The organism is Armatimonadota bacterium, from assembly GCA_031432545.1.
Taxonomy (GTDB): Bacteria; Sysuimicrobiota; Sysuimicrobiia; order Sysuimicrobiales; family Sysuimicrobiaceae; genus Caldifonticola; species Caldifonticola tengchongensis.
In genome coordinates, this window is sequence record JAVKGX010000001.1 from 104,329 (window position 1) to 123,298 (window position 18,970).

Sequence of the window (18,970 nt, forward strand, 5' to 3'; positions counted from 1 at the left end):
GCATCCAATGATCGACCTCAAGCGGCTGCGCGAGGACCCCGAGTACTTCCGGTGGGCGCTGCGACACAAGCAACGCGACCCGGCCCTGGTGGACCGCGCGCTGGAAGCCGACCGTGCGTGGCGGGCGGCGCTGGCACGCGTGGAAGGACTGCGCGCCGAACAGAACCGAGCGAACCAGGAGATTCCTCGGCTCGATGGCACCGAACGCCAGCGCCGCATCGACGAGCTCAAGCAGATCGCGGCGCAGATCCGCGCCGAGGAACCCGAAGTCCGGGCCCTGCGCGAGGCGCTCGACCGGATCCTGCTGCAGATCCCCAACCCCCCCCACCCGGACGTCCCGCCCGGCGAGGACGAGCGCGGCAACGTGCCCGTGCGTTACTGGGGACATCCCCCCCGGTTCGACTTCCCCACACGGGACCACATCGAACTGGGGACCGCGCTGGGCATCCTGGAGTTCGAGCGCGCGGCGAAGGTGTCGGGTTCGCGCTTTTACTTCCTGACCCGCGAGGGCGTGATCCTCCAGCAGGCGCTCATGCGGTTCGCGATGGAGTCGTTGGTGCAGGAGGGGTTCGTGCCGGTCTTCCCCCCGACTCTCGTGCGGCCGCACGTGGTCCTCGGGGCGATGGGCGGGGCCGAGATGGACACCCAGCAGGTCTATCACCTGGCCGACGACGACCTGGCACTGATCGGGACTTCGGAACATCCCATCGTCGCGATGCACATGGACGAGGTGCTCGACGCCCGGCACCTGCCGCTGAGGTACGTGGGATATTCCACCTGCTACCGACGGGAAGCGGGAACGTACGGGCGCGAGAGCCGCGGGCTGTATCGCGTACACCAGTTCGACAAGGTCGAGATGGTCTCGTTCGCGCACCCCGACCGTTCGTGGGAAGAGCACGACCACCTCGTGGCCCTCCAGGAGCGCATCATGCAGCGGCTGGGGATGCCCTACCGGATCGTGAACATCTGCGGGGGGGACCTGGGCGACCCAGCCGCCAAGAAGTACGACTTGGAGACGTGGATGCCGGGGCGTGCAGACTACGGTGAGACGCATTCGTGCAGCAACTGCACGGACTTCCAGGCGCGGCGGTTGCGGATTCGCTTCCGCGACGGTGCGCAGGTAGACTTCGTGCACACGCTGAACGGGACCGCCATTGCCGCGACCCGCGCGATCCTCGCCATCCTCGAGAACGGTCAGCGCGCCGACGGCAGTGTGGATGTCCCCCGGGCTTTGGTTCCCTACACGGGCTTCGACCGCATCGCTCCGCGGCATGCCCCGGGGCGGGAGGGCTAGGGTGCCGTCGCTCGAGTTCGTTGAGGCGCTGGCGCGCGGGGAGGAACTCCTCGACCAAGACGACCTCCGGCAGGCGGAAGCCTCGCTGCGCCAGGCCGTGGAGCTCGACCCCAACTCGGCTCGTGCCCGCAGCAAGCTGGGGGTGGCGCTCGCGCGCCAGGGGCGGTACGAGGAGGCCATCGAGCAGTTCCGGCGGTCGTTGGAAGCCGATCCCCTGCACGCCCCGGCGTACTCCAACCTCGGCACCGTCTACCAGGAGCAAGGTCGGACCGAAGAGGCGATGGCCGCCTACCGCAAGGCGATCGAGGTAGACCCGGACTACTGGGTCGCCCACCAGAACCTCGCCGCGCTGTACAAGAGGCAGGGCAACTACGTCGAGTTCGTCCGCCACATCAAGAAGGCGACCCGGCTCGCCGCCAAGGCCGACCCCAAGCGCCGTTCGCATACAGGCGACGTGCCGCGCCGCACAGGTTGTCTGCCGGCTGTCGCCCTGCCCGCGGTGATTGCTGCGGCATGGCTCGTGGCGGGCAGGGGCGGATAGCCGGCGGGCTCGCTCGGCCGCTCAGGCCGGCACGTCCGCGCCGAGCTCGGTGCGCAGCCGGATCAGGTGCATGAGGTCACTGCGGGTGAGGATCCCGGCCAGCTCGCCGTCGGCATTGACGACCAGCAGCCGTCCGACACCGGCTTGCACCATCCGCGCCAGCGCATCGTAGGCACCCGTACCCGGCCGGACCGTCTTCACCTGGGCGATCGGGGTCATGGCGTCACGCACGCGCGTCTGGTTCCACCTGTCCCGCGGCACCTGCTTGACGTCGTGCAGGGTCAGGATGCCCACCAGACGGTCGCCCCACGTCACCGGATATCCTCCGTGCTTGTGGGGCAGGAAGTAGTTCGACACGGCGTCTTCGATGGTCAGGCTGGCGTCGAGCGCGATGACGTCCCTGGTCATGATGTCCTCGACGCGCACGCCGCGCAGGGCGTTGCGCAGCACCAGTTGCTGGTAGGAGGCACCGGCACCCTGGTCCAGGAACCACCCGATGAGGACCAGCCACAGCCCATTGATCACACGCCCGGTGAAGATCGCAAAGACACCCAGGACGACGAACGCTGCGGCGGTGGCGTGCCCCAGCGTGGTGGTGACCCTCGTGGCGCGTTCTAGGCCCAGGAAGTTCCACAGGATCGCCCGCAGCACCCGGCCGCCGTCCAGCGGAAAGGCGGGGATCATGTTGAACCCAGCCAGCAGCAGGTTGACCCACGACAGATATCCCATCAGGGCGGTCGCCGGCACCGGTTCGGCGCGGGGCGTGGCGAACCAGAACAGTCCCGCCAGAGCCACGGAGGTGACGGGACCGGCGATCGCCACCCAGAACTCGTGCGCCGGGCGCTCGGGCTCGCGGGCGATCTGTGCCACGCCACCGAACAAAAACAGCGTGATGCTGCGCGTGGGGATGCCCAGTGTGCGCGCCGTCAGCGCGTGGCCGAACTCGTGCACCAGCACGGACGCGAACAGCAGCAGTGCGCCCGCCACCCCCATCGTCCAGTAGGTGCCCGAAGGCAGACCCGGGATCTGTTGCGGGAACACCCCCTGCGCCAGTGACCAGGAGATGACCCACACCGCGATGAACCACGTGAAGTGGATCTGGACCGCGATCCCGAACAGCCGCCCCAGCCGAATCGATCCTCCCACGGGAACTCCTCCCCGGCGCCCGCCGCGGTGTTTCCGCCAAGCGCCCCTGTGCCCCTGTTCGGTCGCGCGACCATAGGATCCTGTTAGGAATATCTCAGGCCGCCGGGCGGTTTACAAAAACATCGACGCGAACGACAGGAGGCTGTGTATGGCGGGCAAGACCGTCGTAGCCACCGACGCCAACTTTCACACCGAGGTGCTCGAGTCTCAAACCCCGGTCGTCGTGGACTTCTGGGCCGTGTGGTGCGGCCCGTGTCGCATGATCGCTCCGATCGTGGAGGAACTGGCGGCGGAGTACGAAGGCAGGGTGAAGTTCGCGAAGCTGGACGTGGACCACAACCCCGGGACCGCGATGCGCTACCAGGTGATGTCCATCCCCACGCTCGGCGTGTTCAAGGGTGGCCAGATGGTGGACCGCATCATCGGCTACATGCCCAAGCCCGAACTGAAGAGGCGGATCGAGGCGGCCGTCGGCACGCGAGCCTGACCCGGGCTCGCTACTCCTGCGCGGCCAGCCAGCGCTCGGCCTCCATCGCTGCCTGGCAGCCGTAGCCGGCGGCGGTGACGGCCTGCCGGTACGTGTGGTCGTGGACGTCCCCGGCCGCGAACACACCCTCGACGCTGGTCATCATCCCCTGCTTGAGCACGACGTAGCCGCCCTCGGTGAGCTCCACCTGCCCACGGAACGGCTCCGTGTTGGGGAGGTGGCCAATCGCCACGAACAACCCCTCGGCGGGGATTTCGTGCGTTTCGCCCGTCTGCACGTGCCGCAGGCGCACGCCCCGCACACGGGAGTCCGCGCCGAGCACCTCGTCTATCACGTGGTTCCAGATGAACGAGATCCTGCGGTTGCGGAAGGCCCGGTCCTGCATGATCTTGCTCGCGCGCAGGGCGTCCCGGCGGTGAACGACCGTGACCGACTCGGCGAGGTTCGCCAGATACAGCGCCTCCTCCATCGCGGTATCCCCGCCGCCGACGACCACGACCCGCTTGCCCTTAAAGAAGAACCCGTCGCACGTCGCGCAGGTCGAGACGCCGTAGCCCAGGTACCGCTGCTCGGAGGGCAAGCCGAGCATCTTGGCGCGCGCCCCCGTGGCGAGGATTACCGAGCGTGCCTCGTACACCTCGCCGCTGCTGGCCTTGACCTTGAAGGGCCTGGCATGGAAGTCCACCTCCACCGCGTCGTCGGGCACGAACTCCGCGCCCACGCGCTCGGCCTGGCGGCGCATCTGCTGCATCAGCTCCGGGCCCAGAATCCCGTCCGCAAAACCCGGGTAGTTCTCGACCTCCGTTGTCAACATCAGCTGCCCGCCGGGCTGGGAGCCTTCGAGCACGAGCGGTCCGAGCGCTGCCCGCGCCGCGTAGATCGCGGCCGTCAGGCCTGCGGGGCCCGATCCCAGAATGATCAGTTTGCGCATCGTCTGTTTCTCCCTCGGCACCCTGACAAACGCCGACGGCGGGCTACCCATTCCATTTGCGGCCAGGGCACCGGCCGGCAGGGTTTTGCCCCTCCAAGGGCGCATACAATCTTGCGATGAGCGAGCCCTTCCGACGCGACGTCGACTACTACGAAGTCCTCCAGGTCCACCCGCACGCCCATCCGGCTGTCATCCGCAAAGTCTACCACGTGTTGATGCTCGAGTTGAAAAACCATCCTGACCTGGGGGGGCACATCGAGACCGCACAACTGATCAACGAGGCGTTCGCTGTGCTCTCCGATCCGGATCGCAGGCGCGCGTACGACCGGTTCCGCCTGGACGCGGGGCTGCACAGCGAGGCGCCGGGGGCGGTCCGGACCGGCGCGTCTGCCCCGGCCGCCGACCCCAAGGTGTTCCAGGACCTGATCGTCGAACTCGAGGACGCCATGACCGCCCTGTCGGCGTGGCCGCCGCGTCGATCCGCCCCGCTGTTCTGCCGCGGTCAGGTCGGCGTGCTGGAAGGCGGTCCGCTGTCGGATCGCTTCGGCTTCCGCTTTACCGGATCGCTGCGGGACACCCAAGAGCGGTTCGGGGCGGGGATGGACTTTCGCACGTACGCGCAGCCCCGGACCGACGTGCGGATGCTGGTCGTCGCGGTCGGCAGCACCATCACCGCGGGGCTGCTGACCGGTCCCCACAAGGCCATCGAACAGGAAGGGCTAGTCGCTGCGTTCGCGGCGGAGATCTCCGGTGGCGGGCTGGACACCCAGTCGCTGGCCAGGCTGCTGCATGCGGTCACCTACCTGGACACCGGGGAACCCCGCCGCCGCACCAAGGCCGTGGACCTGTGGCTCGCCTGCGTGACCCGGGAAGGCGAGCGCACCGGCCTGACCCTCGCCGCCTACCCCCTGTGACACCCGTTCCGAACGCGGGCGCGACGCGTGACACAACCGTGAAAGTGCCCCGCTACAGTCTGCGTGTCAGCCAAGGGGGTGATTGTATGCGCGTTGCGGGCACGCTGCTCGCAGTGATCGTCTCGCTCGCGCTGGTCGTGGCGACGGCTCCAGCGCAATACGGCGGAGAGTACTCCTCACCCACGCCACCGCCGCGGGGGGAGGCGGCGTGGCGGGTCCAGGCGCGCACCGCGGCGCAGCACGCCGGCTTCGCGGCCGCCGCCGACGCCGTCGCCAGCGTCCGGCAGCACCTCGGCCACGCGCTGAACTGCATCGAAGGAGCCCGGGGCAGAAACTTCAACGCGCAGTGGGGGCACGTCTGCCAGGGACAGGGCAACGGCATCCTGGTCGACCTGCGTGCGGACCGCAACGGGCAACCGTGGCTGCTCGTGGCCGAAGCCGCCGGCGAGCTGGCCGTGGCGGGTGTGCGCACCCAGGACCTCGCACAGATGAAAAACGCCGCCCGGGGCGTAGGCGAGTTGATGAAGCTGATCGCCGAATCGAGGTGAGTGCGGCGCAACGTCCACAGCCCGCTCCCGGTCGCGGCATCCCGACGCTGCTCCCGGCGCGACCCGCCGTGGGATAATGTAGATTGCTGTGTCCTCGGTCGCCGGGAGCTCCACGCGAGGCACGACGACCGCACCGCCCCCCAGCTGCCGCTGGCTGAGGGCCGGCGCGGTCTTTGTCGTCGTTGTGGCGATGATCGTCGCCTTCGCGTACGCGATGCGCCCCCGTGCGACAACCCCCGCCCCGTCGCTGGCAGGGCGTCCAGCCCCGGCATTCGTACTCCCGCTGTTCGACGGCGGGGTGCTGTCGTCGGGGGAGCTGCGCGGCAATGTCGTCGTCGTCAATTTCTGGGCTTCGTGGTGTGTCCCGTGCCGTGACGAGGCGCCGATCCTCCAGGCGCTGTGGCAGTCGGCCCGACGCGCCGGCCTCGTCGTCGTCGGCGTCAACGTCTGGGACCGCGAGGCGGATGCGCGCGCGTTCATGCGCCACTACGGCCTGACGTTCCCGACCGGCCCCGACCGCGACGGCCGCGTCGCCGTCGCCTTCGGCGTGCGCGGGATTCCGGAGACGTTCGTCGTCGACCGTGCAGGCCGCATCGTTCACCGGTTCGCCGGACCCCTCGACCCCGCGCGCCTGCGGGAAGTGCTGGACCCCCTGGGGGTTGCGCCGTGACCGCGCTCGCAGCGGCGGGGGTGTGGATCGCGCTGCTGTCGGCCGTGTACGCCATCGGAGCGCTGGCCTACGGGCTCGCCGCGCGCAAGCGGACCTGGATCGACAGCGGCATGAACGCAGCCGTCATGCCCGCCGTACTGCTGACTGTCTCCTCGTCCATTCTGGTGCACGCGCTCGTCACTCACGACTTCAGCCTGGTCTACGTCGCACGCAACAGCAGCCTCGAGACCCCTCTCCTATACCGCGTCAGTGGGCTGTGGGGAGGTCAGGCTGGGTCGCTGCTGTTCTGGACGTGGATGATGGCGGTCCTCGCCGCGGTCGTGGTCTACCGGCACCGCCGCGCGGACCCCGAACTGATGCCGGCTGCCGCCATCGTGCTGATGGCGATCCTGGCGTTTTTTGCGTTCATCGTGGCTGCAGTCGAGAGCCCCTTCCGGACCCTGCCGTTCCCGCCGACCGACGGCCGGGGACTCAACCCGCTGCTGGAAGATCCCGGGATGGTGATCCACCCGCCTTTGCTGTATCTGGGCTACGTGGGGTTCGCAGTACCCTTTGCGTTTGCCCTCGCGGCGCTGGCCACCGGGCGGCTGGATCCGGAATGGCTGGCAGCCACGCGGCGCTGGGCGTTGCTCAGCTGGGCTGCGCTGGGTGCCGGGCTGTTGGTCGGCGGCTGGTGGGCGTACCGCACGCTGGGTTGGGGCGGCTACTGGGGCTGGGACCCCGTGGAGAACGCCGCGCTGATGCCCTGGCTGGTGGCCACGGCCTACGTCCACTCCGCGATCATCCAGGAACGCAGGGGGCTGTTCGCTGCGTGGAATGTCACCCTCGTGATCCTGACGTTTGCGCTGGCGTTCTTGGGGACGTTCCTCACGCGCAGCGGCCTGGTCGTCTCCGTGCACACCTTCGCGCAGTCCGAGATCGGCGCGTACTTTTTGGCCTTGTTGGCCGTGCTCCTGCTGGGATCGTTCGGGCTGCTCGCATGGCGGTGGGACGACTTGCGGGACCCAGCGCCGCTGGATTCTTTGGCCTCGCGGGAAGGGGCGTTCCTGTTCAACAACGTCCTGTTCTTGGGATTCGCGTTCGCCGTCTTGGTCGGTACCCTGTTCCCGATCCTCAGCGAGGCGGTGCGCGGCGTGCAGATCTTCGTCGGGCCGCCATACTTCCGGCAGATCTCCGCGCCCATCGGGATCGCCCTCCTCGTGCTGATGGGCGTCGGCGTGCTGCTCCCGTGGCGGCGCGCCACCGTGCGCACGCTGGTTCAGTTCCGCTTCCCCCTGTTCGTGACGCTGTGCACCTCCGTCGCGGCCGCGGTCCTGCTGCGCAGGCCCGGTGTGGTGCTGGCGCTGGCCGCCGTCGCCTTCGCACTCGGCGCGACGCTCCAGGAATACCACCGCGGGGCGAAGTCCACGGTTCCTCCGAGGGGGCGTTTCGCGCCTGACTCTCCCACCGGGGGGGTGGGGGCATACCTCCTGGGCTTGGCCCACCTGTTCGTCCACCAGCGCCGGCGGTACGGCGGGTATCTGGTCCATTTGGCGACGCTGGTGATCGTCGTCGGCGTCGTCGCCAGCCACGCGTACGTCCGCGAGCGCGAGGTCACCGTACGGCCTGGCGAATCGTTTCGGGTGGGGTCGTACACCGTGACCTACCACGGCCTGCGCCGAGGGACTGCTCCCAACGCCACGGCCACCTGGGGTCTGCTCGAGGTCCGCGGCGGTGGGCGCGCCTGGACGGTGGAGCCGCTGCGCCTGTTCTATCCGAAATGGAACCAGCCGGTCAGCCGGCCGGGCATCCGGTCCACGCTGCAAGACGATGTCTACGCGGTGCTGGCGGCGTTCGAACCGGACGGGCGCGCCACCTTGCGCGTGTGGGTGAACCCGATGGTGAGGTGGATCTGGATCGGCGGCATCGCGTTCTTGCTGGGCACGGCCGTCGCGGCCTGGCCCGACCGGCTGCGTGCGGGCACCCGGACACGATGGCCGCTGCAGACACTGCGCGACCTGGAGGCCGACTGGAGGACCGGTAAGCTGTCGCAGCGGGACTACGAGCAGACCGTCCCGCAAGCACAGCGCCACCTGCTGCGCGCCGCCGAGGAGGAGCGCGCGGGTGCGTCCGCACAGAAGGAGGGAGGATGAACCGACGCCGACATCCCCTGTCCGGCTCCGCCGTGGCGGCCGTCCTGGCGCTGCTGGTCGGGGTCGGGCCACCCGCGCTCGGCCAGACGCTCGACGACCGGGTTCGGGAGATCGCGTCCCAGTTGATGTGCCCGGTGTGCGAGGGCCGAACGGTGGCGGACTCGCCCTCCGAACTGGCCGGTCAGATGCGCGAGATCATCCGGCAGAAGCTGCGGGCGGGTGAGTCGCCGGAGGAGATCGTCGCCTACTTCGTGGACCGCTACGGGCCCGCAGCCCTCGCCGCTCCTGCCCGAAGCGGCTTCGGCCTCCTGGTCTGGCTGGCGCCGGCCTTCGCCATCGCGGCCGGCGCGCTGTTCTTGTTCTTGCGCTTCCGCACCGATCACGCCCCTGCCCACCTGGTAGGGCCTGCGCTCAGCAGCGAGGAGGGCCGACACCTTCGGCGTCTGCTGGGGGAGGCCGAGCCCGAAGACGATGGCGTACCAAGCTGACAAGGGGCCGCACCCCCTTGCGGCCCTCGTGGGTGTCCTCGCGACCTCCGTGTTCGCCGCGCATGCCGGCGCCGCGACAGGCGGGGTGGTCGTCACCGGCCACGTCCTGCAGGGAGAGACCGGCAGACCGGTAGCCGGCGCACAGGTGCGCGTGCTCGGGATGGAGACCGGACAGCAACCCGTCGAGCGCCTCACCCGCACCGGCGCAGACGGACGCTTCACGTTGCGCGTGGACGTCTTGCGCCGGACCTACGTGATCCAAACGGAGTACCGCGGCGTGGTCTACACCTCAGGCCCCCATCCCGCAGATCGCCGCACGCTGGACGCAACGCTCCGCGTATACGAGGTCACCGACGACCCCGGTGGCCTGTACATCGCGCGCCGCGCGTTGTTGGTCGAGCAGGCCGAGCCGCACGCGCTGGACATACGCGAGGTCGTCGTCGTGGGTAATGCGCTGCCCCGCACCTACGTCGGCCAGCCCGAAGGCGACGGCCGCGCTACCCTGCGTCTGCCCCTGCCCGCCGGCGCACAGGGCGTCTCGGTGCGCCAGGGCATGGCACCGCTGGGGCTCGATGCCGAGGGCGCGGTGGTGGATTCGCTGCCGATCACGCCCGGCGAACGGCAGATCGTGCTCACCTACCGCGTCCCGTTTCGCGGGACTCGGGTCGCCCTGCGCATCCCGGTGCAGCTGCCCACGCTGGCCGCGGACGTGTTCGTGGCCGCACCGCTGTCCGCGCACAGCGACGCGCTCCCACGCCGTGAGGAGCGCACGGTGCAGCAGCGCCGCGTGCTGCGGCTCGCCGGCGCGAATCTCCCACCCGGCACCACCATCGAACTGCGGCTGTCCGGCCCGACCCGACCGACCGCGAATGTGCTGCCGGCCGTCGGCATCGCCACCCTCGCGCTGCTGGTTTTCTGGGCTGCGGCCCTTCCCTGGCTGCGCACCCTCCGCACGCCCACCTAAGACCTCCTGCGCCCGACGCCGCCTACTCCTGGCCGATGACGGCCGGGTCGGTGGATGGGAGCTTCAGGTAGCAGGTGTCGTTGATCGCCACGACCCTGACACCCACGTCGTCTCGGTACTCCACCAGATTGATGGCGCCGTTGTGCTGCTGCAGGCGGAAGTACGAGTCCAGCGGCGCGCCCAGAAGCGTGAGGAGGATGAGCTTGTTGACCCCTCCGTGCGCCACGACCACCACCGTCTCATTCGGGTGCGACGCGAGGATGCGCCGGAAGGCGGCGTAGGCGCGATCGCGAGCGGAGGCCAGCGGTTCCCCCTGTGGGATCACCACGTTGGCGGGATCGCGCCACCAGCGCCGCACCACCTCCCCCAGATGCTCTTCCATCTCGTCGATGCGCAACCCATCCAGCAGCCCGTGGTTCAGTTCGATCAGATTCGGCTCGACGACCGGGCGCAACCCGTGGTGCGCGGCGATGCGCTCCGCGCTCCAGCGGCACCGCTGCAGGGGGCTGGTGTACACCGCGCGCACCGGCTCTGCGGCCAGCGCCGCAGCGAGGCGGCGCATCTGCTCGCGCCCGAAGTCGGTGAGGGCCGATTCCCTCTGTCCCTGATAGCGGCGCTCGAGGTTCCAAACCGTCTGGCCGTGGCGTACCAGGTAGACGCGGGTCATGTGGACCCCCGATCAGCGATAGCGTCGACGCTCGCCTTCCTCGGCCTCAGCGAGCAGCGTCAGATAGCTGTCGTACCGCGAGCCTGCGATCCGGCCTTCCAAGACCGCCCGCCGCACCGCGCAGCCGGGCTCCTGGCGGTGTCGGCAGTCGGCGAACGCACACTGCGTCCCCACCTCCCGGATCTCCAAAAACGCCCGGCGCACGGTGTTGGGATCGAGGTGCACCAGCTCCAAGACCTGGACGCCGGGCGTGTCTACGACGAACGCGTCGGCGCCGACCGGCAACAGTTCGGCGGTGGTGGTGGTGTGGCGCCCGCGGCCGCGGCGACCCACCTCCCCGACCGTTCGACGCGCCTGCGGGGCCAGCGCGTTGACCAGGCTGCTCTTGCCGACTCCCGAGGGCCCGGCGATGACCGTCAGGTGCCCGGACAGCGCCCGTCGCAGCGCGTCCAGCCCTTCGCCGGTGCGCGTGCTCGTCCGCAGGACCCGATAACCGGCCCGCTCGTACAGGGTCGACAGAGGACTCACATCGGCGAGGTCACACTTGTTGAAACAGAGCAGGTGTCCCAGCCCTGAGGCCTCCGCCAGGGCCAGGAATCGATCGATCGCGTGCGGCTCCGGATCCGGTGCGCGCGCCGCGAACACGACGCAAGCCTGGTCCACGTTCGCCGCGATCACCTGCAGGCGATCCGGGTCGCCGTGCAGCGGCCGGGACAGCTCGCGACGCCGCGGCAGCGTCTGCTCGATCACGCCCTCCTGCAGCGACAGCGGCGCGAAGCGCACGCGATCCCCGGGCACGATCTGCGATGTGCGCACGCCGGCCTCCCGGTCACGGCGCCGCAGGCGGCCGCGCGCCACGCACCGGTAGATCCTGCCCTCGTGGTAGACGAAGAAGAAGCCGCCGAGCACCTTAGTGACGATCCCCGTCAGGCCTTCGCGGTCTGCCATGCCCGACGCAATCTCCCGCTGTGGCGTTGGCGCACCGCACCGCAGCGCAACCGGCGGCCGCCGCACCTAGGGGCGCCGGGTTGCCTGGCGGCCCACGGCGGCCAGGTAGCGCCGGTAGTAGCGCTCGACGGTGCGGCGGTCGATCCGCAGCGACAGCGACCGCTCCGGCCGTATGCCACCGCTGAACGTGGTGGGGATGTGCAGAAGCTCGTGGATGATCACCCGGTCCTGCTGGCCGGGGGGGAGCCGATCGAACGCCGGTTGGAGGAACTCGATGACGTACACGGCGGGAAGTCCCAGCGCATGCTGGAAGATCGGCGGCAAGCCCCAGATGCGGGCCCAGGCGTTCGCGCGCGATCCGTACACGCGAACGCAGTGCACCCGCCCGGGATCCACGTGCACGAACTCCAAGGCCGTGGCGATGCGCCTGAGCCGCGCCTGCAGATCGGGAGCTGGCAGCCAGGTCATCTGGGCAGGCATCCTGTGTGTTCCCTTCGAAACACACCGCCGCCTTCTCCTGCTGGACGGGAAGGGGGCGGCAGCCCCGGTGGCCAAGCTGGAGAACCGGGTCATGACCGTATCCTTTTGGCTGGACGAACCCTACACGCCGCGCCCACCGCTGGCGAGCGACCTCACGGCACCGGTGGCGATCCTCGGGGGCGGGATCAGCGGCGTCGCGACCGCGTACTGGCTGTCGCGGGCCGGCTGCGCCTGCGTCCTCGTGGAACGCAACGTCCTCGCCGGCGGCGCGACCGGGCGCAACGCCGGGTTCCTCCTGGAGGGCACGGTCCCTCCCTACGACGCGCTCGCAGAACGCTACGGGCTGGATACGGCCTCCGCGGTGTGGGAGTTCACCGTCGAGAACCGGGAGCGGTTGATCCAGACCTGCCAAGACGAACGGATCGCTTGCGAGTGCATCCGCTGCGGCAGCGTCGTCGCCGCGTCATCGGCCGCCGAGTTCGAGGACCTGCGACGACACGCACAGACGCTGAACGCCAGCGGTTTCCCGCGCGAGATCTGGGATCGCGCCGCGATGCTGGAACGCCTGGAGGGCGTGGGGGGCTTCTTCGGCGCGGTGTACAACCCGCAAGACGCCGGGCTGCATCCGGTGCGGTTCGTGCGCGGCTTAGCCACCGTCGCCGAGCAGGCGGCGGCACGGATCTTCGAAGGAAGCCCCGTCCGCTCTCTTGTCCGCCACGGGAACCACTGGTCCGTCACAACCCCCTCCGGTTCGGTGCGGGCCACCTCCGTGGTGCTGGGGTTGAACGCGTACGCCGCGACGGTCGACCCGACGTGGTACGGCCTCATCGAGCCGGTGCGGGGCCAGGCCCTCGCGACGGCGCCGGTGGGGAGGGAGGTGTTCGCGCACCTCCTCTACGCGAACCGGGGATTCGAGTACTGGCGCCAGCTGCCCGACGGGCGCATCGTGCTGGGCGGGTTGCGCCATCTCGCACCGGCTGAGGAAGTGGGGACGTTGGACACGCTGCACCCGCGCATCCAGGATGCTCTCACCCGCTACTTGCGGGATCTGGGCATTCCGCCGCACGTGGGGGTGACCCACCGCTGGAGCGGGATCATGGGATTCGTGCCGGACCGCATGCCGCTGATCGGCCCGGTGGTCGACCGGCCCGGCCTCTACCTCGCCGGCGGCTACTCGGGGCACGGGCTCGCGTTCGCCTTCCTCGCCGGGCGCATGATCGCCCAGTTGATCGTCGACGGCGACACCGAGTATCCGCGCATCCTCTTTCCCGAGCGCCTGGTGCCTTGAACGCTCCGCCTGTTCCGGCCGCGCCTTCGCTATCCGAACCGCAGCCACTGGGGCCCCGCCAGCAGCGTCACGATGCCCAGCAGGGCCCACAGGGCACTCTTGGTGCCCTCCACCGGTTCGTGGTAACGGAATTCCCGTGCGGCTTCGACCACCGGAAGGATCGTCATCACCAGCACCGACCACGGCCCGATCACCCCGAGCAACTCGGGCAGTCCGCCGCTCAGGCGCCGGTAGATCTCCAACGCCGCGGCCAGTACCCAGAAGGCCGCCAGCCCCGCTCGCATCAACTCCCCCGGATCAACTTCACGTGCATGCGCAGCTGCCCGTGGTGGTAGGCGTAGTGCGCCAGCGTATGCAGGATCGCGTAGTGCTTGGAGACTTCCATCGTGCGACCCGCGCGTGTGGTCACCACCTCCTCGTCCAGCGCGGTGTCCGGAAGAGCGCGGAGGATCTCGCGCGTCCGCCGCGCAACAGCCTCCAACTCCGCCAGGGCAGCGTCCTTGCGGACCGGCGTGGCCGGATCGAACTCCGCGGCGCGGTCTCGCCGGTATGCGTCGCCTCCGACCAGCCGATGGATCCACTCCCGTTCCGACCCGGCCAGGTGCCGCAGCAGAACTCCGGGCGTGTTCACCAGCCCCCGCGGCTGCGTGTTGAGCTGGGCTTCGTCCAGCGGTGCGACCGCCTCCCGCACCGCCTCCCGCAGTTCTTCCAGGTAGTCCAACAGCCGTTGTGAGTGGCCCATTCGCTTTTCCTCCGTGCCCTCACAGGTCTTTGCGGACGATCACCATCTCGCCCCATGCCTCGCGGCGGGGGAGGCCAAGCCGGTCCAGGATCCCCAGCAATCGGCGATCCCGGCGCGCGTCCACTTCGGCGCGGTCCCACCTCCGACCCTCGAACACGGCGCGCAGCAGTGCCCCCACCTCCGGGGCGCCTCCGTCGATCGCACCGATCACCCCCGTGACCTGCCCGCGACGTCGACCCGCTCCGACCACAGACAGAACGCGCCCGCACCCACCACCAGCGCCCGGCCCTCGCGCACGTACCGCGCCGCTTCCTGTGGCGTTGCCACCAGCGAATGGTGGCCGTCGTGACCCCGAAGGATCCCCCCGTGTGCGGTGGCGTACACGCTGGCCGACCAGCGACGCCAGAGGTCTTGTGGACAGCCCGCACGGTGCGGCTGCGGACCGGCGGCCGCCGGAAGCGGCAGACCGCGCTCCCACCGATAGCGCACTGGGAAGGCGACGGCCCGGAATCCGCACGACAAGAACATGCGCTGCGAAGCCTCGTTGTCGACGTGGGTGGCCGCCAGGGCCCGCTGCGCCCCAAAGCGGCGCTGTGCCTCCGCCGGCCAGTAGCGCGTCAGAGCGCGACCGAACCCCCGGCGCTGGAAGGCGCGGTGGACCCGCACACCCATTCCCCACGCATCCTGTGGTGAGACCATGCGCACATGCATCACTGCGACGGGGCGGCCTGCATGCTCGGCGACCAGCGTGAAGGCGCGAGGCTGGGCCAGCCAGGTCGAAAACGCCTGCGGCACGTAGTCGTCCGGGTCGATGCTGCGGCAGATCCCGACCACCGCGTCCGCGTCGGAGGGCAGGGCTTCTCGCACGGCGATGGTTTCCTCGATGGGATCCGCGCCACCACACCGCATCCCGGACCCCTGCCACATCCAGATCAACGGACGTCTGTCCGCGCGAACACCGCAAGCCCTTGGGTACACCACTGGTGGGACGCAAACCCCTCCTCCCGCAGCCGTCGGCTCTCTTCGGACTCCCTCGGCGCGAACGTGGCCACCCGGCCCTCTGCGGGCAGGTCTGCGCAAACCGCATCGAGCAGGCGCCATGGCTGTGCACAGACGAGCACATTCACCACGCGGTCCACTCCACGCCGCAAAAAGAGCGCCACCCCCGCCGGGTCTCGCTGTGCGAGCAGACGGCTTTCACGGGCGGCACCGGCGGCGATCTCGTCGGCAAACCGCCGGAACCTCCACCCCAGCGCCATCAGCCCCCCTGTCCGCTCCGCGAGCTCCTTGCGCAACCACCCGATCCAGGCTGCGCCGTCGTTCCGTCGGACGATCTCGACATCCGGCGGCGCCGTCACGGGCGAGGCATCCGCCACCAGGACGTCGAACGCGGCCACCTGCTCGAACCCGTGACGCCGCAGCCACCCGGATGGGGCGGATGCCGGCGCACAGGCGCGTACGACGAGGGCCCCGTACCGCCGCGCCAGCGCTAGGGCCTCCCGGACCAGCGCGTCCTCGGTCTCCACCTCGCCCGGCGTGCGCGTGCGCACGCCCTCCACCCACCCTTCCGCACGACCGACCATCGCGACGTGCGCCGCCCCCACGACCTGTCCGCCCCGGACCGCGACGATCGTGCGGTGCGGTTCGTCGGCCCAGAGGTCCCACTCCGCGGGCAACGCACCCGCGCCCGGACTCCGGTCCAGCTCCGCGAGGTCGGGACCGTCGCCCGGTTCGGACTCACGCACCCGCAGCCCCATCGAACGCGACCCTCGCAGATGAAGACGCCCGGAGGAACCCACTCCGGGCGCCGAGGGCGCCGGCGTACTTCCCGGCGCGTTGGACGGGAAGTCGACCGCCTGCGCTGCGACCGAACAGCCCTTGCCTACTTGACCGCGTTCCTCAATTCCTTTCCCGCCGTGAACGCGGGGACGCGGCGCGCGGGGATACGGATCTTCTCTCCGGTCTGCGGGTTGCGGCCCTCGCGCGGCTTGCGCTTGCGCACGACGAAGCTCCCGAACCCGACCAGCGTCACCTTCTCACCCTTCTTCAGCGCACCCGTGATCGCCTCCACGATCGCGTCGACCGCCTCGTTGGCCTGCTTCTTGCTCAGGTCCGCCTTCGCCGCCACCCGCTCGATCAACTGCTCCTTGTTCATCTTCTCCCCTCCCGCTGTCGTGTGCTCCGTCCGGCCCTTGGGATTCTACGATCCGCGTCCTGACTCCTTTTCAGCCCTCGGACTTCTCGCCCTCGATGACGGCCACCGCCGAGATCCGCTCGCCCGGGTCGAGTTTCATGACCCGTACCCCCTGCGCGGCGCGGCCGACGGTCCCGATTTCGCGCACGAGCATGCGGACGATCTTCCCGCTCTGGCTGGCCAGCAGCATCTCGTCGGCGCTGTCCACCGCCCGGATCGCCACCACCTTGCCGTTCTTGCTCGTCAGCCGGATGTTGCGGACGCCGTACCCGCCCCGTGACTGGAGGCGGTACTCCGAGGCCGGGGTGCGCTTGCCGTAGCCGAGGTCGGTGATGGTGAGGATCTCGGGCTTTTCGCCCGCCACCGCGACTCCGACGACCTCGTCGCCCTGGCGCAGCCGGATCCCGATCACACCTGCGGCCGTCCGGCCCATCTCTCGCACACCCGACTCCTTGAACCGGATGCTCTGCCCCTCGCGCGTGCCGAGGATGATCTCCTGACGCCCGTCGGTCAGTCGCACGCCGACGAGTTCGTCTGTCCCCTTCATGGTGATCCCTACGATGCCCGCGCGTCGGGCATTGACGAACTCCATCAGCCCCGTCTTTTTCACCATGCCGCGCTTGGTGGCCATCAGCAGCGTCCCCGCGTCCTCGAACGAGCGGATCGGGATGATCGCGTTCACGCGCTCGGCCTGCGAGATCCCGATCAGGTTCATCAGCCCCGTACCCCGGGCTGTCCGGCCCGACTCGGGGACCTCATACGCCCGCAGCCTGTAGACCTTGCCGCGGTTGGTGAAGAACAGCAAGAACGCGTGGTTGTTCGTAACCACTACGTGCTCGACGAAGTCCTCTTCCTTCGCCGCCGCTCCGATGATCCCCCGGCCGCCGCGACGCTGCGCGCGGTAGGTGCCCAGCGGCACGCGCTTGATGTACCCCTCCCGCGTCAACGTGACGACGACGTCGGTGTCGGCGATCAGATCCTCCTCCTCGAACTCCGCCTCGCGACCGGAGATGATCTTGGTGCGCCGTGCGTCCCCGTACCGGCGCTTGACGTCCTCCAGTTCCGTGCGGACGATCCCGTCCACCTTGCGCGGGTCCCTGAGCACGTCCTGGTAGTACGCGATGGCCTTCAGCAGCTCCCGGTACTCCTCGTCCACCCTGCTGCGCTCCAGCGCCGTCAGGCGCGCCATCCGCATCTCGAGGATCGCGTCGGCCTGCCGCTCAGTCAGTTTGAAGTTCTTGGTCAGGTCGGCGCGCGCTGCGGGAACATCCTTCGACTTCCGGATCAGTCCGATGACCGCGTCTAGGTGATCCAGGGCGATCTTCAGGCCTTCGAGGATGTGTGCGCGCTCCTCGGCCCGCGCCAGCTCGTAGCGCGTCCGCCGCGTGACGATCGCTCGCCGGTGATCTAGGTAGTGCGAGAGCATGTCGCGCAGCGTGAGCTGCCGCGGCACGCCTGCCACCAGTGCCAGCAGGATCACGCCGAAGTTGGCCTGCATCTGCGTGTGCTTGTACAGCTGGTTGAGCACCACCTGCGGGTTGGCCTCCCGACGCAGCTCGATGACGATCCGCATGCCCTCCCGGTCGGACTCGTCGCGCAGGTCCGCGATCCCCTGGATCTTCTTGTTGCGCACCAGCTCGGCGATGCGCGCGATCAGTGCGGCCTTGTTGGTCATGTAGGGCAGTTCGGTCACGACGACAGCCGTCCGCCCTCCGCGCAGTTCCTCGAACGCCGCTCGGGCACGCATCACGATCGACCCGCGGCCGGTCGTGTAGGCCTCCCGGATGCCCTCGCGGCCCAGGATGAAACCACCGGTCGGGAAGTCCGGACCCTTGACGATCTTCGCCAGCGCTTCGGCCGGCATTTGGGGTTCGTCGATCAGACCCACCAGCGCGTCGCAGATCTCGGTGAGGTTGTGGGGGGGGATGTTGGTGGCCATCCCCACCGCGATGCCACTGGCCCCGTTCACCAGCAGGTTGGGGATGCGCGCCGGCAGCACCACCGGCTCCTTGCGCGTCTGGTCGAAGTTGGGGACGAAATCCACCGTGTCCTTGTCCAGATCTGCCAGCATCTCCATGGCGATCGGCGTCAGGCGCGCCTCGGTGTACCGCATCGCGCCCGGTGGGTCGTCGTCCATGCTGCCGAAGTTGCCCTGTCCGTCCACCAGCGGGTAGCGCATCACCCACGGTTGGGCCAGGCGCACGAGGGTCGGGTAGACGACGGCCTCACCGTGCGGATGGTAGTTGCCCGAGGTGTCGCCGCAGATCTTCGCGCACTTCCGGTAGGGGCGGTTAGGCGCCAGCCCCAGGTCGTTCATCGCCACGAGGATGCGCCGCTGGACAGGCTTCAAGCCGTCGCGCACGTCGGGAAGCGCCCGCGACACGATGACCGACATCGCGTAGTCGAGGTACGCCTCCTGCATCTCCCGCTCGATCGGGCGTGGGACGATCCGTTCCTCGATGGCCAAGGGGAACCCTCCGGATCAGCGGTCAGCCGCCGCGCGAGGGGTGTGACAGCGCATCGCTGACGGCCGACG

At 69.4% G+C, this 18,970-nt stretch carries 22 protein-coding genes; 10 read left to right on the plus strand and 12 right to left on the minus strand.

What is annotated here, in order from left to right; all coding sequences use genetic code 11:
* Positions 1-7 precede the first annotated feature (7 nt).
* Positions 8-1,294 carry a serine--tRNA ligase gene (gene serS / locus QN163_00510; protein MDR5682500.1) on the plus strand — a complete coding sequence of 429 codons (1,287 nt, stop codon included), beginning with the start codon at positions 8-10 and terminating at the stop codon, positions 1,292-1,294.
* A 1-nt stretch (position 1,295) separates the two neighbouring features.
* Complete coding sequence (locus tag QN163_00515) at positions 1,296-1,835, plus strand: tetratricopeptide repeat protein (GenBank protein MDR5682501.1); 540 nt, start codon at positions 1,296-1,298, stop codon at positions 1,833-1,835.
* A gap of 21 nt (positions 1,836-1,856) precedes the next feature.
* Here the strand turns inward: QN163_00515 and QN163_00520 are convergent, their stop codons facing one another.
* Positions 1,857-2,981: a site-2 protease family protein gene (locus tag QN163_00520; protein ID MDR5682502.1), complete on the minus strand. Its 1,125-nt coding sequence runs from the start codon at positions 2,979-2,981 to the stop codon at positions 1,857-1,859.
* Positions 2,982-3,129: 148 nt separating this feature from the next.
* Here QN163_00520 and trxA point away from each other — a divergent pair, with 148 nt between their 5' ends.
* A complete protein-coding gene (gene trxA / locus QN163_00525) occupies positions 3,130-3,468 on the plus strand; it encodes a thioredoxin (protein ID MDR5682503.1) in 339 nt (112 codons plus the stop codon).
* Between the two features lie 10 nt (positions 3,469-3,478).
* Here the strand turns inward: trxA and trxB are convergent, their stop codons facing one another.
* Positions 3,479-4,399, minus strand: a complete 921-nt coding sequence (gene trxB, locus QN163_00530) for a thioredoxin-disulfide reductase (GenBank protein ID MDR5682504.1) — start codon at positions 4,397-4,399, stop codon at positions 3,479-3,481.
* Between the two features lie 116 nt (positions 4,400-4,515).
* Here trxB and QN163_00535 point away from each other — a divergent pair, with 116 nt between their 5' ends.
* From QN163_00535 to QN163_00560, 6 genes are all read left to right on the plus strand, one after another.
* The gene (locus tag QN163_00535) at positions 4,516-5,313 is read left to right on the plus strand and encodes a DnaJ domain-containing protein (GenBank protein MDR5682505.1); all 798 of its coding nucleotides are present in this window, start codon (positions 4,516-4,518) and stop codon (positions 5,311-5,313) included.
* An 86-nt stretch (positions 5,314-5,399) separates the two neighbouring features.
* Complete coding sequence (locus QN163_00540; protein ID MDR5682506.1) at positions 5,400-5,861, plus strand: hypothetical protein; 462 nt, start codon at positions 5,400-5,402, stop codon at positions 5,859-5,861.
* A gap of 190 nt (positions 5,862-6,051) precedes the next feature.
* Positions 6,052-6,531, plus strand: coding sequence for a redoxin domain-containing protein (locus QN163_00545; GenBank protein ID MDR5682507.1), 480 nt, complete (start codon positions 6,052-6,054; stop codon positions 6,529-6,531).
* A complete protein-coding gene (locus QN163_00550; GenBank protein ID MDR5682508.1) occupies positions 6,528-8,663 on the plus strand; it encodes a heme lyase CcmF/NrfE family subunit in 2,136 nt (711 codons plus the stop codon). The genes QN163_00545 and QN163_00550 overlap by 4 nt, the downstream gene beginning before the upstream one ends.
* Positions 8,660-9,151 (plus strand): cytochrome c-type biogenesis protein CcmH, encoded by a 492-nt coding sequence (locus QN163_00555; protein ID MDR5682509.1) that lies wholly within the window; start codon positions 8,660-8,662, stop codon positions 9,149-9,151. Before QN163_00550 ends, QN163_00555 begins: the two co-directional genes overlap by 4 nt.
* Positions 9,135-10,115, plus strand: a complete 981-nt coding sequence (locus QN163_00560; GenBank protein ID MDR5682510.1) for a hypothetical protein — start codon at positions 9,135-9,137, stop codon at positions 10,113-10,115. Before QN163_00555 ends, QN163_00560 begins: the two co-directional genes overlap by 17 nt.
* Positions 10,116-10,137: 22 nt before the next feature.
* On the opposite strand, the gene QN163_00565 is transcribed toward QN163_00560, so the two are convergent.
* The 3 genes from QN163_00565 to QN163_00575 all read right to left on the minus strand — a co-directional run bounded on the left by QN163_00565 (position 10,138) and on the right by QN163_00575 (position 12,198).
* A complete protein-coding gene (locus QN163_00565; protein MDR5682511.1) occupies positions 10,138-10,782 on the minus strand; it encodes a histidine phosphatase family protein in 645 nt (214 codons plus the stop codon).
* Between the two features lie 12 nt (positions 10,783-10,794).
* Complete coding sequence (gene rsgA / locus QN163_00570; GenBank protein ID MDR5682512.1) at positions 10,795-11,730, minus strand: ribosome small subunit-dependent GTPase A; 936 nt, start codon at positions 11,728-11,730, stop codon at positions 10,795-10,797.
* Between the two features lie 66 nt (positions 11,731-11,796).
* Positions 11,797-12,198 carry a putative metallopeptidase gene (locus QN163_00575; GenBank protein MDR5682513.1) on the minus strand — a complete coding sequence of 134 codons (402 nt, stop codon included), beginning with the start codon at positions 12,196-12,198 and terminating at the stop codon, positions 11,797-11,799.
* A 79-nt stretch (positions 12,199-12,277) separates the two neighbouring features.
* Between QN163_00575 and QN163_00580 the strand changes: the two genes are divergently transcribed.
* Complete coding sequence (locus QN163_00580) at positions 12,278-13,498, plus strand: FAD-dependent oxidoreductase (protein MDR5682514.1); 1,221 nt, start codon at positions 12,278-12,280, stop codon at positions 13,496-13,498.
* 29 nt (positions 13,499-13,527) lie between these two features.
* Here the strand turns inward: QN163_00580 and QN163_00585 are convergent, their stop codons facing one another.
* From QN163_00585 to gyrA, 7 genes are all read right to left on the minus strand, one after another.
* A complete protein-coding gene (locus tag QN163_00585) occupies positions 13,528-13,782 on the minus strand; it encodes a hypothetical protein (protein ID MDR5682515.1) in 255 nt (84 codons plus the stop codon).
* Positions 13,782-14,240 carry a DinB family protein gene (locus tag QN163_00590; protein MDR5682516.1) on the minus strand — a complete coding sequence of 153 codons (459 nt, stop codon included), beginning with the start codon at positions 14,238-14,240 and terminating at the stop codon, positions 13,782-13,784. Before QN163_00590 ends, QN163_00585 begins: the two co-directional genes overlap by 1 nt.
* Before the next feature lie 19 nt (positions 14,241-14,259).
* Complete coding sequence (locus QN163_00595; protein MDR5682517.1) at positions 14,260-14,451, minus strand: hypothetical protein; 192 nt, start codon at positions 14,449-14,451, stop codon at positions 14,260-14,262.
* Positions 14,448-15,149: a GNAT family N-acetyltransferase gene (locus QN163_00600; GenBank protein MDR5682518.1), complete on the minus strand. Its 702-nt coding sequence runs from the start codon at positions 15,147-15,149 to the stop codon at positions 14,448-14,450. Before QN163_00600 ends, QN163_00595 begins: the two co-directional genes overlap by 4 nt.
* Positions 15,150-15,172: 23 nt before the next feature.
* Complete coding sequence (locus QN163_00605) at positions 15,173-15,997, minus strand: hypothetical protein (GenBank protein MDR5682519.1); 825 nt, start codon at positions 15,995-15,997, stop codon at positions 15,173-15,175.
* 125 nt (positions 15,998-16,122) lie between these two features.
* Positions 16,123-16,395 (minus strand): HU family DNA-binding protein, encoded by a 273-nt coding sequence (locus QN163_00610; protein ID MDR5682520.1) that lies wholly within the window; start codon positions 16,393-16,395, stop codon positions 16,123-16,125.
* A 70-nt stretch (positions 16,396-16,465) separates the two neighbouring features.
* Positions 16,466-18,901 carry a DNA gyrase subunit A gene (gene gyrA / locus QN163_00615; GenBank protein ID MDR5682521.1) on the minus strand — a complete coding sequence of 812 codons (2,436 nt, stop codon included), beginning with the start codon at positions 18,899-18,901 and terminating at the stop codon, positions 16,466-16,468.
* Between the last annotated feature and the right edge of the window lie 69 nt (positions 18,902-18,970).

What these genes read in the sequence shown, in the direction of transcription:
- QN163_00555 (MDR5682509.1), top strand. Translation starts at nt 8,660, where the DNA reads ATGAACCGACGCCGACATCCCCTGTCCGGCTCCGCCGTGGCGGCCGTC.
- QN163_00560 (MDR5682510.1), top strand. Translation starts at nt 9,135, where the DNA reads ATGGCGTACCAAGCTGACAAGGGGCCGCACCCCCTTGCGGCCCTCGTG.
- QN163_00540 (MDR5682506.1), top strand. Translation starts at nt 5,400, where the DNA reads ATGCGCGTTGCGGGCACGCTGCTCGCAGTGATCGTCTCGCTCGCGCTG.
- QN163_00575 (MDR5682513.1), bottom strand. Translation starts at nt 12,198, where the DNA reads ATGACCTGGCTGCCAGCTCCCGATCTGCAGGCGCGGCTCAGGCGCATC.
- QN163_00565 (MDR5682511.1), bottom strand. Translation starts at nt 10,782, where the DNA reads ATGACCCGCGTCTACCTGGTACGCCACGGCCAGACGGTTTGGAACCTC.
- QN163_00600 (MDR5682518.1), bottom strand. Translation starts at nt 15,149, where the DNA reads ATGCGGTGTGGTGGCGCGGATCCCATCGAGGAAACCATCGCCGTGCGA.
- QN163_00605 (MDR5682519.1), bottom strand. Translation starts at nt 15,997, where the DNA reads ATGGGGCTGCGGGTGCGTGAGTCCGAACCGGGCGACGGTCCCGACCTC.
- QN163_00535 (MDR5682505.1), top strand. Translation starts at nt 4,516, where the DNA reads ATGAGCGAGCCCTTCCGACGCGACGTCGACTACTACGAAGTCCTCCAG.
- QN163_00590 (MDR5682516.1), bottom strand. Translation starts at nt 14,240, where the DNA reads ATGGGCCACTCACAACGGCTGTTGGACTACCTGGAAGAACTGCGGGAG.
- QN163_00610 (MDR5682520.1), bottom strand. Translation starts at nt 16,395, where the DNA reads ATGAACAAGGAGCAGTTGATCGAGCGGGTGGCGGCGAAGGCGGACCTG.
- trxA (MDR5682503.1), top strand. Translation starts at nt 3,130, where the DNA reads ATGGCGGGCAAGACCGTCGTAGCCACCGACGCCAACTTTCACACCGAG.
- serS (MDR5682500.1), top strand. Translation starts at nt 8, where the DNA reads ATGATCGACCTCAAGCGGCTGCGCGAGGACCCCGAGTACTTCCGGTGG.
- QN163_00545 (MDR5682507.1), top strand. Translation starts at nt 6,052, where the DNA reads ATGATCGTCGCCTTCGCGTACGCGATGCGCCCCCGTGCGACAACCCCC.
- QN163_00585 (MDR5682515.1), bottom strand. Translation starts at nt 13,782, where the DNA reads ATGCGAGCGGGGCTGGCGGCCTTCTGGGTACTGGCCGCGGCGTTGGAG.
- trxB (MDR5682504.1), bottom strand. Translation starts at nt 4,399, where the DNA reads ATGCGCAAACTGATCATTCTGGGATCGGGCCCCGCAGGCCTGACGGCC.
- rsgA (MDR5682512.1), bottom strand. Translation starts at nt 11,730, where the DNA reads ATGGCAGACCGCGAAGGCCTGACGGGGATCGTCACTAAGGTGCTCGGC.